Source organism: Burkholderia semiarida (assembly GCF_029268935.1).
Lineage (GTDB): Bacteria > Pseudomonadota > Gammaproteobacteria > Burkholderiales > Burkholderiaceae > Burkholderia > Burkholderia semiarida.
The window spans coordinates 548,779-565,100 of the sequence record NZ_JAHLCL010000001.1; the positions used below are offsets into that span (position 1 = coordinate 548,779).

General features: G+C 69.2%; 12 protein-coding genes. 8 read left to right on the plus strand and 4 right to left on the minus strand.

Annotation, left to right across the window (positions count from 1 at the left end; all coding sequences use genetic code 11):
• Window positions 1-73 precede the first annotated feature (73 nt).
• From KPB06_RS02430 to KPB06_RS02445, 4 genes are all read right to left on the minus strand, one after another.
• Window positions 74-769 carry a response regulator gene (locus KPB06_RS02430; RefSeq protein WP_059576322.1) on the minus strand — a complete coding sequence of 232 codons (696 nt, stop codon included), beginning with the start codon at window positions 767-769 and terminating at the stop codon, window positions 74-76.
• 217 nt (window positions 770-986) lie between these two features.
• Window positions 987-4,616, minus strand: a complete 3,630-nt coding sequence (locus tag KPB06_RS02435) for a YadA family autotransporter adhesin (protein WP_059576319.1) — start codon at window positions 4,614-4,616, stop codon at window positions 987-989.
• Window positions 4,617-4,817: 201 nt separating this feature from the next.
• On the minus strand, window positions 4,818-7,814 hold the full coding sequence (locus tag KPB06_RS02440; RefSeq protein WP_060010386.1) for a sensor histidine kinase: 2,997 nt from the start codon (window positions 7,812-7,814) through the stop codon (window positions 4,818-4,820).
• A gap of 67 nt (window positions 7,815-7,881) precedes the next feature.
• Entirely contained in the window at window positions 7,882-8,694 is an 813-nt protein-coding gene (locus KPB06_RS02445) for a response regulator transcription factor (protein ID WP_059576313.1), read from the minus strand.
• A 445-nt stretch (window positions 8,695-9,139) separates the two neighbouring features.
• Here KPB06_RS02445 and KPB06_RS02450 point away from each other — a divergent pair, with 445 nt between their 5' ends.
• The 8 genes from KPB06_RS02450 (at window position 9,140) to arsH (ending at window position 16,112) form a co-directional block, all read left to right on the plus strand.
• Window positions 9,140-10,582: a sensor histidine kinase gene (locus KPB06_RS02450; RefSeq protein WP_060010383.1), complete on the plus strand. Its 1,443-nt coding sequence runs from the start codon at window positions 9,140-9,142 to the stop codon at window positions 10,580-10,582.
• A complete protein-coding gene (locus tag KPB06_RS02455; RefSeq protein WP_060010379.1) occupies window positions 10,579-11,238 on the plus strand; it encodes a response regulator transcription factor in 660 nt (219 codons plus the stop codon). Before KPB06_RS02450 ends, KPB06_RS02455 begins: the two co-directional genes overlap by 4 nt.
• Before the next feature lie 107 nt (window positions 11,239-11,345).
• Window positions 11,346-12,062, plus strand: coding sequence for an outer membrane protein (locus KPB06_RS02460; protein ID WP_060010375.1), 717 nt, complete (start codon window positions 11,346-11,348; stop codon window positions 12,060-12,062).
• Between the two features lie 175 nt (window positions 12,063-12,237).
• Window positions 12,238-13,254 (plus strand): serine protease, encoded by a 1,017-nt coding sequence (locus KPB06_RS02465; protein ID WP_275920322.1) that lies wholly within the window; start codon window positions 12,238-12,240, stop codon window positions 13,252-13,254.
• 113 nt (window positions 13,255-13,367) lie between these two features.
• Window positions 13,368-13,715: an ArsR/SmtB family transcription factor gene (locus KPB06_RS02470; RefSeq protein WP_059576298.1), complete on the plus strand. Its 348-nt coding sequence runs from the start codon at window positions 13,368-13,370 to the stop codon at window positions 13,713-13,715.
• A 22-nt stretch (window positions 13,716-13,737) separates the two neighbouring features.
• Window positions 13,738-14,232, plus strand: a complete 495-nt coding sequence (locus tag KPB06_RS02475; protein ID WP_104013174.1) for an arsenate reductase ArsC — start codon at window positions 13,738-13,740, stop codon at window positions 14,230-14,232.
• A 63-nt stretch (window positions 14,233-14,295) separates the two neighbouring features.
• A complete protein-coding gene (gene arsB, locus KPB06_RS02480) occupies window positions 14,296-15,393 on the plus strand; it encodes an ACR3 family arsenite efflux transporter (RefSeq protein WP_104013173.1) in 1,098 nt (365 codons plus the stop codon).
• Entirely contained in the window at window positions 15,390-16,112 is a 723-nt protein-coding gene (arsH, locus tag KPB06_RS02485; RefSeq protein WP_104013172.1) for an arsenical resistance protein ArsH, read from the plus strand. The genes arsB and arsH overlap by 4 nt, the downstream gene beginning before the upstream one ends.
• Window positions 16,113-16,322 lie beyond the last annotated feature (210 nt).

Here is a 16,322-nt window from a genome sequence, read left to right on the forward strand (position 1 = left end):
TCGGCAGAACCCGGCGCGCGATCATCCGAGCCATGGGCGTGGCCGGCCGTGCGCCGGAATGGTGGTCGTACCGTCAGCGCGGATGGTCGTCGAGGGCCGGCAGCGTCGTCGCGTAACCGTAATCGGACACGAGCCCGCACGAAATCGCGTAGCGGACCAGATCGACGTCGCGCTCGATCCCGAGTTTCTGCATCGCCGAACTCTTCTGCGTGCTGATCGTTTTCTTGCTGCGGCTTAACTGATCGGCGATCGCGTTGACCGACAGGCCCGACGCGAACAGGCGAATCACTTCCAGCTCGCGCGCGGACAACGCCGGCGCCTTGCCGCCCGTGTTGCCGGCGGCGCGCAGGATCCGGTCCATCGAAGGCGACAGATAGCGGCCGTTCGTATAGGCCGCGTGAATCGCCATCGTCAGGTGGCTCGTCATATCGGATTTGCTGACCACGCATGCGATGCCGAGTTCGATCAGCGCGCGCAGCGCCACCGCATTCTCCATCATCGTCATCACGACGATGCGCAGATTCGGATGTCGCTTCAGGATCGCGGTGAACATCGCGAGGCCGTCGCCGAATTCGGCGCCCGGCATCGCGTAGTCGGAGACGAGCACGTCGCATGGTTGGCTCGCGAGCGCTTCCATCAGTTCCGTCGAGTTGCCGGCGGTCGCGACCACCGCGAGCGTATTCGTCGCGGACAGTTCGTAACGTGCGCCGATGACGACCGCCGGATGGTCGTCGGCGATCACGATGCGAATGGGGAAATTTCCTGGCATGTCGGTGTACCTGCATGTTGCGGCGCGCAGTGGGCGCCGCGCGGTGGAGATCGGTGCGTACGGCTGCGCGTGCGGCGTGCAAGCCGGCGGCACGCGAAGCCGTTGCGCCGACGGCCGGTGGCGGCTCGTGCGGAACCGTCACCGGCCGTCGGCCGAACGAGCGGGGGATCGCTCCCCCGCTTCGGGTCGAGGCTCCGCGCGACGCGGAGCCGTCCGGTCAGAACTCGTAGCCGACCTGCGCACGCACGCCTGCGTCGCCCGTCGACGTGACGGACACGGCGCCGTTCATCAGCCACTTGCCGTCGCGCGTCCGGTAGGTCGCGCCTGCCGCGATCGCCGAGCCGCTCTTGTAGTTCGCGGCGCCGGCCGCGACGACGGTCTTGCCCGGCTGCGACGGCGTCAGGTTCGGCATCGCCATCGCCGCCGCGACACCGGCGTACGCGTTCTTCGCGACGTCGTTGATCATCCGGTTCGTTTCGCCGAAACGCTGATCCAGCTGACGCACGTTCACGGCGTCGGTCGGTGCGGTGCCGTCCGCGACGTTGGTGATCTGGCGTTCGTGACCGGCCGAGCCGACCGATACGCTGTTGTCGCGATCCGCCACGGAGCCCGCGCCGATCGCCACCGAACCGTTGCCGGTTGCTTTCGAGCCCTGGCCGATGGCCGTGCTGTCCGAACCCGATGCGACCGAGCCTTGGCCGATGGCCGAGCTGTTCGAACCGCTGGCCGCCGAACCCTGGCCGAACGCCGAGCCGTTGTCGCCCGACGCCACCGCGCCCTGGCCGACCGCCGTGCTGTTCTCGCCCGACGCAACCGAGCCGTCGCCGACCACGAGTGAGCCGTCGCCGCCCGTGCCGCGGCCGACGTTGTCGTTGCCGCCACCACCGCCGCCGCCCGAACCGCCACCGGTTTCGAGGTCACCGACCCGGCCGTCGAGTCGTGCGTATTCCTGCGCGAACCGCTCCTGGAGGTCGTGCAGTTGGCCGCCGTTCACGGCTTCCATGCTGCCCGCCGCGATCAGGCCCGGCGCGACGTTGAGCAGCTTCGTGCCGCTCGAACCGCCGAAAGTCACGCTGCCGAGCGAGATGTCGTCATACGTGACGGCTGCGATCTCCTTGCCCGTGTAGTCGATGAGGCCGGTTGCCCTCAACTGCGCGATCGTCACCGCATCGTCGTCGTTCACGCCGTTCGCGACGCCCGACAGCTTGCGTGCGCCGGCCGTGCCGATGAAGCTCACCGCCGCGCCGTCGGTGTTCGCGCCGACCGTGATGTTCGCGCCAGGGCCCGCCTGCTGGACGAGGCCGACCGTGCCGTTGCCGATCTGGTCGGCCAGCGACGCGACCGCGCCTTCGTTGACGGTGACGCGACCATCGAGGTTCGTCACCGCGTCGCCGACCGAGTGAACCGTGGTCGTGCCGCCGCTGCCGTCACCGACCGTGAAGCTCGGCGCGGAGATCGAGCCGTCGGCGTTCACGGTGGAACCGCCGCCGATGGCCGATGCGACGCTGTCCGACACGCCGTGCAGTTGCGAGCCGTTCACCGCGTCCTTGCTCGCTGCCGTGACCGCGCCTGCGTCGACGCCGGTCAGCTTGCGCGCGCCGGCCGTGCCGGTGAAGTCGACGGCCGCGCCATCGGTGTTCGCGCCAACCGTGATGTTTGCGCCCGCGCCGGCTTGCTGGACGAGGCCGACCGTACCGCTACCGATCTGGCTGGCCAGGTCGGCGATGTCGCCCGTGTTGCGTGCGATGTTGCCTTCGTTGGTGGTGACGCGACCGTCGAGGTTCGTGATCGCACCGCCGACCGACGTGACCGTGGTCGTGCCGCCGCTGCCGTCGCCGAGTGTGAAGCTCGGTGCCGAGATCGAACCGTCGGCGTTCACGGTCGAGCCGCCGCCGATGGCCGATGCCACGCTGCTCGACACGCCGTGCAGTTGCGAGCCGTTCACTGCGTCCTTGCTGGTGGCCGTGACCGCGCCTGCTTCGACGCCGGTCAGCTTGCGGGCGCCTGCCGTGCCGGTGAAGTCGACGGCCGCGCCGTCGGTGCTCGCGCCGACCGTGATGTTCGCGCCCGGGCCGGCCTGCTGGACGAGGCCGACCGTGCCGTTCGAGAGACCGTCGAGCCGGGTGTTGATCGTCGTGATGTTGCCGTCGAGTGCGCCGAGCGCACCGCCGACCGTCGTTTGCGTGCCGCCGTTGGCGAGCGTGTACCTCGGGCCGGTCACGGCACCCGTCGTGGGGTTGATGGTGGCGCCGCCGCCGAGTGCGGTCACGACGGGCTGAAGCTGGCTCACGTTCACAGCGTCGGTCGCTTGCGTACCGGCTGCGACGTTCGTAATCTGGCGTTCAAGTCCCGACGAACCGACGGACACGGAATTGTCGCGATCGGCAAGGGACCAAGTCCCGAGCGCAACCGAATTGTTGCCGCTTGCCAACGCACCGCGCCCCAGCACGGAGGTGTTCGCTCCGGTAGCCGCGGCCCCTACGCCAACCGCGACCGCGTTGTTGCCGGTTGCGCGCGAGAGCGTACCGATGGCTACCGCATTCGCCGCACTGGCCGTCGTATTGCCGCCGAGCGCGACAGCCGATTGGCCCGTGGCGCTTGCGTTCGCGCCGACGGCGGTCGCACTGTCACCGGCGCTGGCGGCCACGTCGGCCGCATACGTGCCGGTGCGAATGTCGACATACTTGTCGGCCGCCGTGATCGCGGCGTTCATCTGCTCCACGTTGACCGCATCCGTACCCGCCGTGCCGGCCGCGACGTTCGTGATCTGACGCTGTTGCGTGGCCGAGCCGACGGAAACGGTGTTGTCGCGATCCGCGACGGAATCCATGCCGAGCGCGACCGAGCGGTCCCCCTGCGCATTGGCACGGAAACCGATGCCGACCGCCCCCAGGCCGCTTGCGGCACCGCTCTGGCCGAGCACGGTCGCGTTGTCGCCCGTTGCCCGGGCGTTTCCGCCGATCGCGGTGGTATTGATCGCGCTGCCGGAGGCCGTATTGCCGATCGCCACGCTGTTGTTGTTCGTGGTCGCGGCCTGGCTGCCGATTGCAACCGAACCCGTGCCGGTGGCCGTGGCGTTCGGGCCCGTTGCGACCGAGCCCGCACCCGCCGCAGCACTGCTGTTCCCGATGGCCACGCCTGAACCGCCGCCCATTGCGCTCGCGTTGGCGCCTACGACCGTCGCGCCGGAGCCGGAATGGCGCGTGCTTGTCCCGATCACGATCGAGCCGGTGCCGCCGGCCGATGCGCTATTGCCGATCGCGATCGAACCCGTGGCGCCGGTTACGCCGGCGTCGGATACATTGGCGCGAGTACCGATTGCAATGGCGTTCGTCGGCGGGGCGGTGAGCGTCGATACCGTTGCGCCGTCGCCCACGGCCAGGTTGCTGTTGCCCACGACGCGCGACGATGCGCCGAGCGCCATCGAATGAAGCCCGTCCGCCGAGGTGCCCGAACCGATTGCCACGGAACTGGATCCGCTGGATGTCACCGACTGGCCCATCGCAACGGCGTTGGCACCCGTAGCGGCCGCCACGGGTCCGGTGCTATTGACCTTGATGTAGTCGTCGGTGAGCGTCGCCGTCGTGCCGATCGCATCCGTGCCGATCGTGCGCGAAGCCGTGACCTTGCACACGCCGGCCGCATCGAGCGAACCGCCTTTCCCGTCCTCGGTCGTGCACGCATCGGCCGCGAACGCGCCGCCGATCGATGCGCTGCCCAGCGCGAGGACTGCCACGGCCTGGCGTGCCGCGCGCGCCGAGCCCTTCGAGCGCGAGCGCGCCGTTTCGGCCACGGCCGTCCACGTGCCCGTCGCCGTGTTCCAGATGTTGCGATACGTCTTGTTCATTGACCCACTCCTTTCAGTTCGTCAGGTTGATGAGTCCATGGTATGGATCGGCCTCGTCCGAATCTGTCGTCCAAAACCTATTCGAGATGCGATGTTTGTAGGGCGTGTCCTACACGCGTGAACGCACGAACGGGCCGCCGCGACGGGTGGTCGTGAAAGGAGCCGAGAGGGAAGGAAAGACAGCCGCCGGACGGCGGCCGATCAGGCTTGCGGCGCTTGCGCCGCGCGCCGCCGGAGCGTGTCGCGCGCGAGGCGCTCGGTGCGGTCGACCAGCGGGTCGAGCGCGGCCGGATCGCCGGCCTGCACGGCATCCTGCATGTCGCGCACCGCGTCGGCCACCGCATGCTCGTGGATCGTCGCGAACGCGCCGCGCAGCGAATGCAGCTCCGCCCGCAGCGCGGGCACGTCGCCGCGCGCGAGTGCATCGCGAATCGCCGCGAGCGAACGCTCGAGCGTGTCGCCGAACAGTTCGTGCACGTCCGGCGGCAACGGGCCTTCGGCCAGATCGACCAGCGCGTTTTGCGCGGGCCGGCTTGCGGCCGCACCCTTCGCGAAGCGCCGCACGGTGCGGTCGATCATGTCGAGCAGCACCGGTTTCACCAGCACCGCGACGATCCCGGCTTCCGCGCAGCGCGCATGCTCGGCCGCGCTCGCATGCGCGGTGACCGCGACCACCGGCAGGCCCGGATACTGCGCGCGCAGCACGCGGGCCAGCGTATAGCCGTCCATGCCCGGCATGTTCAGGTCGGTCATCACGAGGTCGTAGCGCGTATCGGTACAGCACCGCAGCGCGGCCGCGCCTTCCTCGGCCGCGTCCGCCGCATAGCCGAGCGTGACGAGCTGCCCCTGCAGCAACTTGCGGTTCACCGGATGATCGTCGACCACCAGCACGCGCGCGGCGACGGCCGGCAACGCGGCATCGTCGGCGCGCGCCGCGTCCTGCGCGGCGATCTGCTCGCTCGTCGCCGCCCGCAGCGGCAGCGTGACGACGAACGTGCTGCCGTGGCCGGCTTCGCTCTTCACGTCGATCGCGCCGTGCATCATCTGCGCGAGCTGCTTCGTCAGCGCGAGCCCGAGGCCCGTGCCGCCATAGCGCCGCGTGATCGACGTATCGGCCTGCGTGAACGGGCGGAACAGCGTCGCGCGCTGTTCGTCGGTCATCCCGATGCCCGTGTCGCTGACGCCGATCGCGATCGGCGACGCGGGATCGGCGTCGTCGCGCAGGTACACCTCCAGCGTGATCTCGCCGTGGTTCGTGAACTTGATCGCGTTGCCGACGAGGTTCGCGGCGATCTGCCGGATGCGCGTCGGATCGCCGAGATAGCGCGGCGCCAGCGCATCGTCGACGAACACGTCGAATTGCAGCCCCTTCGCGGCGGCCAGCGGCTCGAACATCGCGCCGGTCTGCCGGATGGTGTCGGCGAGATCGAACGGAATCGCCTCGATCGTCATCTGGCCGGCCTCGATCTTCGACAGGTCGAGGATGTCGTTGATCAGGTCGAGCAGCACCGACGACGCGCCCTCGACCGTATGCAGCCGCTCGCGCTGCGTGTCCGCCAGCGGCTCGCGGCCGATCAGTTCGAGATTGCCGAGGATCGCGTTCAGCGGCGTGCGGATCTCGTGGCTCATCGTCGCGAGGAACGTGGATTTCGCGCTGTTCGCCGCGTCGGCCGCCTGCCGCGCGTGGTCGAGCGCGCGTTCGACGTTCTTCTGCGACGTGATGTCGGAGAAGTTGCACAGCACGACGTCGGCGTCGCGATAGCGTGTGCGCACGAGGTTGACGAGCAGATCGACCGCGTTGCCGTCGGCGGTGGGCAGCGACACATGCAGGCCGGACTGCCACGCGTCGGTATCGGCCGAGCGGTCGAAGCGCGCGAGCAGCCGCGCCGGCAGCGACGGACCGCCCGCGCGGCGCGCGTCGTAGTCGCGCATCGTGTCGTTCTGCAGCAGCACCGCGCCGTCCGCGAGCGACAGCAGCGCGATGCCGGACGGCGCGGCCTCGACGATCGTGCGGTTCAGGTTCTCGCTGTCGATCACGCGGCGGCGGCGCGCTTCGTCCGGCTTCAGCACGCGGCGGTCGAACCGCACCAGCAGCCACCAGACGAGCGCGATCGCGGCGAGCATGATCGCCGCGTAGCCGCCCGCGCGCACGCCGATCGCCGCGAGCAGCGAGCGCAGCGAGAACGCCTGCACGAGCGTCCAGCCGGTGTCGGGGATCGGCTGGCTCAGCGCGAACAGGCCGTCGCCGTAAGCGGCGCGCGTGCCGTTGCCGTTCGCCGGGCGCGTGCGGGCCGCGAGACGCTGGAGTGCCGCGACCGTCGCCGCGTCGTGCTCGGCGGCGCCGACGCGCAGCAGCGTGTCGCCGTGCGCATTCGCGATGATGGCCGCGTTGGTCGGGACGTCGGTCGTGAGCCGCGCGCGCAGCACGTCCACAGGCAGCGTCGAGACGAGCACTTCGAGCGGCACGCCGTTGTCGTACGCGGCGCCGACGATTCGGAACACGTCGCGGCGCTGCACGGGGTCGTAGGCCGGCGCATGCCACACGAACCGGCGCGGCGCGGGCGTATCGAGATCGGCGGCGACCTGGGCCAGCAGCGCCGACGCGGGAGCGGGCGCCGGTTCGGCCGGGGCCGTGCCCGGTTCCGGGCTCGGGATCACCATCGCGAAGCGGCGGTCGGGGCTGTACGCGTACCCGGCCACGGGCCGGCCGGCGTCCTGCTTCGCGACGTACGCGCCGACCCGGTAGCTCATGTCGCTCGCCATCGCGAGATAGCGCGCATAGGACGCGGCCGGCCGCTCGGGCGACAGGTCGGCGAGCACGAGCATCGACGGGAATCGCGGGTTGTCGCGCAGTTCGAGCCGCCCGTTTCCGGCGGCCAGCGCGGCGACGGCGGCCGGATCGGCCGCGCGCGTGTGCCACACGCTTTCGTCGTGGGTGGTGAGCATGTCCATGCCCGTCGTGCGCAGCTTGAATTCGAACTGGACGAGAAAATGCCGCACGCCGAACCCCGTATAGCGCTCCTGGATCGCTTCCCTCGCCATCGTGTACAGCATCAGCCCGCTGGCGAGCAGGATCGCGACGGTCACGGCGGCGCCGCCGGCATACAGCAGCGCGCGCTGGCGGCGGCCGGCCGGCGTGGGATCGGCGGACGGGCCGGCGGCGAGGCGGGATCGATCGGGTGCGGCGCGGTGGTCCATCGGGGCGGGGCGGTCGGCCAAGGTGCCCCCATGATAATGGAGTCCGATCGGTACGCAACGCTGCCCGTCAGGGTTGCGCGGCGCGCGTGCCGTCGGCCCGGCGCGGGTCCGGCCCGGGCGGATCGTCCGGCTCGCACGTGACGAGCCGGTATCCGAAGCCGTACATCGTCATCATCCGCACGCCGTGCCGCCCGTCGAGTTCGAGCCGGTCGCGCAGATACGCGACGTGCGTGTCGAGCCGCCGGCTTTGCGACGCGACGAGCGAGCCCCACACGAGCTGGCTCACGTGCGCGCGATCGAGCGCACGGCCCATGTTCAGGAAGAACGCGGTCGCGATCTGGAAGTGCTTCTCGGTCAGCACGTGCTCGCGGCCGGCGACGGTCACGCTGCGCGCGGCCGTATCGAACTCGAACTGTCCGATCCGCCAGTGGCGATGATGGATCGCACGGTGATGGGACCAGCGCAGCCACGTCGCGATGCTGCCGATCAGCGCGTCGGGCGACGCGGCGTAAGGCAGATGCTCGTTCGCACCCGCCACGAAACACGCCGATTGCGCGAGATCCGCATCGCGCTGGCTGATCGACATGATCGCCACGGTGTCGGCGAAACGCGCGCGCAGCGCGCGGATCGCGTCCGTCGTGCGGCGGCAGGCCGTTTCGCATTGCACGATGAAGAGATCGAACGCGCGCGTGTCGCAGGCCGCGAGCAGATCGGTCAGATATTCGAAGCGCAACGGCCGGTAGCCGGCGCGGCGCAGGATGTCGTCGATGCGCAGCCGATCGTAGCCATGGCCCGCGCGGCGCAGCCGGTCGTCGAACATGCCGCGGCTCGGATGATCGATCGTTAGGATCGCGATCGCGGTCGAAGGGGCGTCGGTCACGGTGCGAGCGGGCGAAGCCGGTGCGGCGCGGTGGCGGCGTGCGTTCGCGACCGGAGGGAAAGAAGCGGGATCATGGCCGGAAGGCTCCGGGCAGGGAGTGGCGTGATGCCGTCCAAAAAAAGTCCCGCCGGAGAAGGCGGGAAAAGTATCGACTATGGAGCCTGATCTCCTGGAGACGGAGAACAAGCAGGCCGATTGTGGTCGTTTCGGAGTCTGAAGAAAATCAGTCCAGTCCGAAACTGCGCGTCGCTGCCACGGAAAGCGCATGTTTGGGACCGGTCTGACAGGAAACATAACGGCATTCGGACCACAGGCCATGCGGAGTTGCCGACAATGGAGCGCATCGCGTGCGGCGTCGCGACCGCTTCTCCGCGTTCGCCGCATCGCGCGGGCCGTGCGCCGCGCTGCGCGCCATCCGTCATCCGTTGCCGAATCCTCGTTGCCCATGAAACCTTCCGTCCGACTCGTCGCGCTGCTGGCGTGGCTCGCGCTCAGCCTGGCCGGCACCGCGTTCGTCGTGTCGCGCGCGGTCGCCGACGCGTACAACCGCTTCTTCCAGGATTCGAGCATCACGATCCGTCTGCTCGCGCAGAAGGCCGCGCAGCACGAGGCGATCCTCGCGACGCTCGGCGCGTCGTCGCTGGCCGCGCCGCCGGCGCACATGCTCGACAGCCTGCGCGAGCGGATGCCGCAGGTCGACGGGCTCGCGTACTGGCGCGCCGGCGCGGGCTGGCAAACCGACGGCGGACCGGCGCCGGCCGAGCCGCCGCGGCCGACGCCCGGCAAACCGTTCGCGATGGTGTTCGACGGCGCCGCCGCGTACTGGCTCGTGGCGAATTCCGGCTGGGCCGTGCGTGTCGATCCGCGCCAGATGATTCCGGCGGGCGACTGGTCGTCGGCGATTTCGTCGGCGGCGCTGGCGGTGCGCGATCGCCGTATCGACTTGCTGTCGCGTGCTTCCGGCAGCCCACTGCCCGGCTGGACGGTGCGTCTGGAGAAGCGCTTGCCCGCGCAGCCGCAGGCATTCGTGCTGCACACCACGCGCACGCTGACGGCCGCCGATCTGCCGTGGCTGCCGATCGCGTTGTGGAACGCGGTGGCCGCGCTGCTCGTCGCGGGTGCGCTCGTCGCGTGGCGGCTGCGCGAGGCGCGGCGCCGCGAGGATGCCCGCGCGCGGCTCGACCGCTTCGGCCGGCTCGATACCTTCGGCGAAATGGCCGCGGGCCTCGCGCACGAGCTGAACCAGCCGCTCGCGGCGATCGTCAGCCACGTGCGTGCGGCCGAACGCCTGCTCGATCAACCCGACGAGCGCGACAGCGTGCGGCGAGCGCTGCAGACGAGCGTCGCGCAGGCGAAGCGCGCGGCCGCGATCCTGGAACGCATGCGCGAAGCGGTCGCCACCGCGCATGGCGGCGAGCGCCGCGCGCTCGATCCCGACGCGATCATGCACACGCTGCTGTTCCTGTACCGCGACGAATGCGCGCGCGAGCACGTCGCGCTCGGCTGGCACAACGCGGCGCCGCGCGAGCGGCCGTTCGCCGAGCCGATCGCGGTCGAGCAGATCCTGCACAACCTGATCCGGAACGCGCGCGATGCGCTGGCCGGTACCGGGGCCGGCACGTCGCGCGGCGAGATCCGCGTGAGCGGCGCGCGCGTCGGCCGGCATTACCGCTTCAGCGTCGTCGACAACGGCCCCGGCGTGCCGGAAGACGCGCTGCCGCGCCTGTTCGAACCGTTCTTCACGACGCGTGCGCGCGGGCTCGGCCTCGGGCTGCCGCTGTGCGACACGCTCGCGCAGCGCCAGGACGGCGCGCTGACGGTGCGCAACCTGCCGTCGGGAGGTGTCGAGGCCGTGCTGTCGTTGCCGCTGGCAGAGGAGGCCGCATGAATGGCTCGCCTTATTCGGCGCCCGCCGCAGCGGCCGTCGCGATCGTCGACGACGACGAAGCCGTGCGCGACGGGCTTGCGTTGCTGCTGCGCACGGTGGGCGTGCCGACGCGCTGCTATCCGGACGCGCCGGCGTTTCTTGCCGATGCCGACGACCCGGCGCTCGGCTGCGTGCTGCTCGACATCCGGATGCCGGGGATGAGCGGCCTCGACGCACTCGACGCACTGCGTGCGCGACGCGACCTGCCGGTGATCGTGATGACGGGACACGGCAACGTCGATGCGTGCCGGCGCGCGTTCAAGCGCGGCGCGCTCGATTTCCTGCGCAAGCCGGTGGACGACGACGAGCTGATCGATACGGTTCAGCAGGCGCTGCGCCGGCAGGCGGCACAACGCGGGCAGGACGATGCGGGTCAGACGCGCGCGGCCCGCATCGCGACGCTGAGCGCGCGCGAACGGGAAGTGCTCGACGGAATCGTGCGCGGCTGGAGCAACAAGGAGATCGCGCGCGTGCTCGGGCTGTCGCCGCGGACCGTCGAGACCTATCGCGCGAACGTGTTCGACAAGCTGCGGGCCGCGTCGCTCGTCGAACTCGTGCGCGATTACGCGGCGCTCGCGGGCTCGGCGCTTCCATCGCATCGCATGGCGCCTCCGTAGCGCTACGGAGGCGCAACCCGTAGCCGAACGGGTTCAACGATCGCGGCGCGATTCCTACGATGGGGGCTTCTCCGACCAGTCATCCATCGTCAAGGATTCGATTCATCATGATCAAGCGCTTTGCCGTGCCTTCCACGCTGGCCCTGCTGTTCTCGGGCGCCGCTTTTGCCGATACCGTCGCCGCGCCGGAAACGAAGAAGACCGCCGAACTCGCCGACGCCGGCTACTACGCGACGGGCCGCGTCATCGGCGCGTTCGACAACGCGGTGAACATGGAGCTGACGAGCCCGCGCGTCACGAGCCGCGTCGGCGGCCCGGAGACGGGCTCGAACGTCACCGGCTCGCTCGGCCTCGGCTACCAGTTCGGCAACGGCTGGCGCGCGGAAGGCGAATACGTGTTCAAGCGCACCAACAACTTCACCAGCTACTGGGCGCCGTTCGACGCCAACGCGAACGAATTCCACGTGTCGGCGCAGCGCCTGATGCTGAACGGCTTCAAGGACTTCGATCTCGGCCGCGGCTTCTCCGTGTACGGCACGCTCGGCATCGGCGTCGCGATCGTGTCGGCCGACGGCTGGCAGACCAACGACACGCGCCGCTTCGCGTCGAAGACGCAGACCAATCTCGCGTATTCGGCCGGCGCGGGCGTGAGCTATGCGATCAACAAGCGCTTCTCGATCGACCTCGGGTATCGCTATGTCGACATGGGCAACGTCGAGACCGGCTTCAACACGTTCGCGAACCGCATCAACGCGCGCGACGAACAACTGAAGTCGAAGCTGTCGTCGAACGAGGTGTTCATCGGCTTGCGCGGCCGGTTCTAAGTGCCGTCCGCCGGGCCGGCCGCGGATCGGTAGGACCAGGCCGACTACGGTCCGGATCGAAGGTAACGCAGTCCGATTTACCGAAACCGGCGCGACGGCGATACTCGGGGTCATTCGTTCAACTACGGGAGCACGGATTGCCGCGGCGGATGTCGCGCAATGCGTCGTCGACATCATGAGCATGCAGGACATCACCGGCCATTACGCGATTCCGCTCGCGCATCCGTTCTCGGATGTGCCGCCGCCGTACGGCCGGCGGCGCCGGCCGTTCGTGGCGAGCCGGCGGCCGAAACCGAACGTGTTCGACCTGAAGGGCACGCGCCGCGCGGCGATGCCCGCGGCCGGGCAAGCCGATATGGTTGTTCACGCAACGAAGTCGCGCAAAGCCGAGAAGGCGGTGCGTGCGGAGGATTTCGGCTCGGATAACCGGGCATGGGTCCGGCCGCACCCGCTGCGCCGCCACTGGCGGCTCACGCTGATGGCGTGCGCGCTGTTCGGCGCGACGTGCGTTTTCGCGACGCATTTCGTCGATGAACGTCAGCACGCGGCGGAGCATGGCGCCGTCTATTCGGCGGCGATCCTGGCGGCGCCGACGGCGGCCGTTGCCGCGACGCAGGTGGCGCAGGCGACCGGCAGGGCGGCCGAAGTGGCGATCGTGCCGGCCGATCGTGCGACGGCCGCGGACGGCGAGGTTGCCCGTCCGGCGGCTGTCGCGGTGGAAGCGGCGGAAGCGGCATCCGCGGCATCGCGTGCGCTGCATGCCGGCCGCGCGCCGTCGGGCGATGCGCCGGTGGCCGTGGCGATGGCGATCGCATCGGATGCCGTCGTGGCGCAAGCCGCGGCGCCGGATGCCGAACCCGCATCGCCGGTCACCGCGAAGCCGGTTGCTGCCGCCGCGCGTTCGGCGGCGAAGCCTGCCGCCATGTCGCGCGGCAAAAAGGCGCCGGACGCGGCGTCGAACGCGCCGGCGGCCCCGCCATCTCGTGGTGCGGCAACGCATGCGCAACGGGCCGCACACGCGGCAGGCGAGCCGGCGGGCACGCCCGCATCGAGTTCGGCCGAGGCCGTCGGCATGACCGCCGCCGAATTCGCGCAATGGCTTGCCACGACGCGTGACGTGTCGCGGCCGGCAGCGGGCGACACCGATCTCACGGTCGCGTTGCCGAGTCACACGCGGCTGATCGGGCGCTGACGGCGCACGTCGCGCGCAGGCACGGCGCGCGTCGTCTTGGGGGCAGACCATTCCGGCGACGCCATGGTTCGGCGTCGCTTTCCTGGTTTCCATATTTCGATTATTATCGAACAATGGAAACGAACCAGACCATTGCCGCCCTTGCGGCGCTCGCGCATGAATCCCGGCTTGCCGTCTTTCGCGCGCTCGTGCAGGCCGGGCCGCAAGGGATGCCGGCCGGCCGGATCGCGACGCTGCTCGACGTGCCGCCATCGTCGCTGTCCTTTCACCTGAAGGAACTCGCGCATGCGCAGCTCGTCACCAGCCGCCAGGAAGGCCGCTTCGTCTTCTACTGCGCGAACTTCGACACGATGAACGGGCTGCTGGGCTATCTCACGGAGAACTGTTGCGGCGGGAATCCGTGTTCGCCGGTTTCCGTCTGTTCGCCGTCGGCAAAGAGCAACCGCAACCGGCAATCCTGAAGCGCATTCGCGTGCCCCGCCCATGACCACGAACGTCCTGATCCTCTGTACCCACAACTCGGCACGCAGCGTGCTGGCCGAGGGCATGCTCAATCACTGGGCCGCGAAGCTCGGCAAGGATGTGCGTGCCTACAGCGCCGGCAGCGCGCCGAGCGGTCGCCTCAATCCGTTCGCGCTGGAAGCGCTGACGAACGCCGGCGTCGACGTGGCCGGATACCGCAGCAAGAGCTGGGACGAGTTCGTTGGCGACGGCGTGCCGGAAATGCGCGTCGTCATCACCGTGTGCGACGGCGCGGCGGCGGAAACCTGTCCGTACTGGCCCGGCAGCCCGGTCAAAGTCCATTGGGGTTACGCCGATCCGTCGAATGCGACGGGCGGTGACGAAGGCAAGCGCCGCGCGTTCGAACTCACGCGTCAGGCGATCGGCTATCGCATGCTGCAGTTGCTCGCGCTGCCGCTGGACCGCATGAGCCATGCCGAACTCCAGACGGCGTTGACCGCGATCTCGCAAACCTGATCATTTGCGCGGCGGTCTGCCGAAACGCGCGAGCGCCAACGACTTCGAGGCTGAACCTGTCCGATGAACACATCCAACGTCGCCCCGCCGGGCAAGGCTGTCGCAAAGCCTTCCATCAACTTCTTCGAACGCTACCTGACGATCTGGGTCGCGCTGTGCATCGTCGCCGGCATCGCGCTCGGCCAGGTGCTGCCCGACCTGTTCCAGCGGATCGGCCGGATGGCGTACGCGCAGGTCAATCTCCCGGTCGGGCTGCTGATCTGGGTGATGATCGTCCCGATGCTGGTCAAGGTCGACTTCGGCGCGCTGCACGAGGTGCGTCGGCATGTGAGAGGCATCGGCGTCACGCTCGTCGTGAACTGGCTCGTCAAGCCGTTCTCGATGGCGTTTCTCGGCTGGCTGTTCATCCGCCATCTGTTCGCGCCGATGCTGCCGGCCGACCAGCTCGACAGCTACATCGCGGGCCTGATCCTGCTGGCCGCGGCGCCGTGCACGGCGATGGTGTTCGTATGGAGCCGGCTGACGGGCGGCGACCCGCTGTTCACGCTGTCGCAAGTCGCGCTGAACGACAGCATCATGGTGATCGCGTTCGCGCCGCTGGTCGGCCTGCTGCTGGGGATGTCGGCCATCACGGTGCCGTGGGCGACGCTGCTCACGTCGGTCGTGCTCTACATCGTGATTCCGGTGATCTTCGCGCAGCTGTGGCGCAAGATGCTGCTCGCGAAGGGGCAGGCGGCGTTCGACGCCGCCATGGCGAAGGCCGGCCCGTGGTCGATCGCCGCGCTGCTGGCCACGCTCGTGCTGCTGTTCGCGTTTCAGGGCGAAGCGATCCTGCGGCAGCCGCTCGTGATCGCGCTGCTCGCGGTGCCGATCCTGCTTCAGGTGTTCTTCAATTCGGCGCTCGCGTACTGGCTCAATCGCGCGGTGGGCGAGAAGCACAGCGTGGCCTGCCCGTCGGCGCTGATCGGCGCATCCAACTTTTTCGAGCTGGCGGTCGCGGCCGCGATCAGCCTGTTCGGTTTTCATTCCGGCGCGGCGCTGGCTACCGTCGTCGGCGTGCTGATCGAGGTGCCGACGATGCTGCTGGTCGTGCGTATCGTCAACCGGTCGAAGGGCTGGTACGAGTGCCGGGCCCGAGATCACGAGAGAACCGCCCCATGACCGACTCCCTGAAAGACCTGCCGCAACTCGACGCCACGCTGTTTCACGTGCCGGACGTCGCGCACCTGCGGCCCGCGGCGCCGTCGACCCATTCGCCGAGGTTCCTGCTTCTGTACGGGTCGCTGCGCGAGCGTTCGTTCAGCCGCTTGCTGGTCGAGGAAGCTGCGCGCCTGCTCACCGCGATGGGCGCCGAGGTGCGCATGTTCAATCCGAGCGGATTGCCGCTGCCGGACGATGCGCCGGAGAGCCACCCGAAAGTGGTCGAGCTGCGCGAGCACGTGATGTGGTCCGAAGGCATGGTGTGGTGCTCGCCGGAACGGCACGGCGCGATGACCGGCATCATGAAAGCGCAGATCGACTGGATTCCGCTGTCGACGGGCGCCGTGCGGCCGACGCAGGGCAAGACGCTCGCGGTGATGCAGGTGAGCGGCGGCTCGCAGTCGTTCAACGCGGTGAACCAGATGCGCGTGCTCGGGCGCTGGATGCGCATGCTGACCATCCCGAACCAGTCGTCGGTGGCCAAGGCGTTCATGGAATTCGACGAAGCGGGGCGGATGAAGCCGTCCGCGTATTTCGATCGCGTGGTGGACGTGATGGAGGAACTGGTGAAGTTCACGCTGCTCACGCGCGACGTCGGCCCCTATCTGGTCGACCGGTACAGCGAGCGCAAGGAAAGCGCGGAGGAACTGTCGAAGCGCGTCAATCAAGCGCGTATCTAGGGTCTGTTGACATACGGAACGCGACGCCCCGAATACTCGACGTATCGCCAAGGCGCACAACGCGGCGAGCGGGCATTCGCATGTGCATTCCGCATGTAAATGTAAACAGATTGCCATTGAATGGACACCCGGGCGCATCGCGCGCATTCCGGCGCGGCGCGTCGGATTTGCGCGAGTGTGCTGGATTCGGGGAATGTCACGGCAAACCGG

Excerpts from the sequence above, each read along its gene's own strand:
- KPB06_RS02450 (WP_060010383.1), top strand. The coding sequence starts at position 9,140 with ATGAAACCTTCCGTCCGACTCGTCGCGCTGCTGGCGTGGCTCGCGCTC.
- KPB06_RS02440 (WP_060010386.1), bottom strand. The coding sequence starts at position 7,814 with ATGGACCACCGCGCCGCACCCGATCGATCCCGCCTCGCCGCCGGCCCG.
- KPB06_RS02475 (WP_104013174.1), top strand. The coding sequence starts at position 13,738 with ATGACCACGAACGTCCTGATCCTCTGTACCCACAACTCGGCACGCAGC.
- KPB06_RS02455 (WP_060010379.1), top strand. The coding sequence starts at position 10,579 with ATGAATGGCTCGCCTTATTCGGCGCCCGCCGCAGCGGCCGTCGCGATC.
- KPB06_RS02435 (WP_059576319.1), bottom strand. The coding sequence starts at position 4,616 with ATGAACAAGACGTATCGCAACATCTGGAACACGGCGACGGGCACGTGG.
- arsH (WP_104013172.1), top strand. The coding sequence starts at position 15,390 with ATGACCGACTCCCTGAAAGACCTGCCGCAACTCGACGCCACGCTGTTT.
- KPB06_RS02470 (WP_059576298.1), top strand. The coding sequence starts at position 13,368 with ATGGAAACGAACCAGACCATTGCCGCCCTTGCGGCGCTCGCGCATGAA.
- KPB06_RS02460 (WP_060010375.1), top strand. The coding sequence starts at position 11,346 with ATGATCAAGCGCTTTGCCGTGCCTTCCACGCTGGCCCTGCTGTTCTCG.
- KPB06_RS02465 (WP_275920322.1), top strand. The coding sequence starts at position 12,238 with ATGAGCATGCAGGACATCACCGGCCATTACGCGATTCCGCTCGCGCAT.
- arsB (WP_104013173.1), top strand. The coding sequence starts at position 14,296 with ATGAACACATCCAACGTCGCCCCGCCGGGCAAGGCTGTCGCAAAGCCT.
- KPB06_RS02430 (WP_059576322.1), bottom strand. The coding sequence starts at position 769 with ATGCCAGGAAATTTCCCCATTCGCATCGTGATCGCCGACGACCATCCG.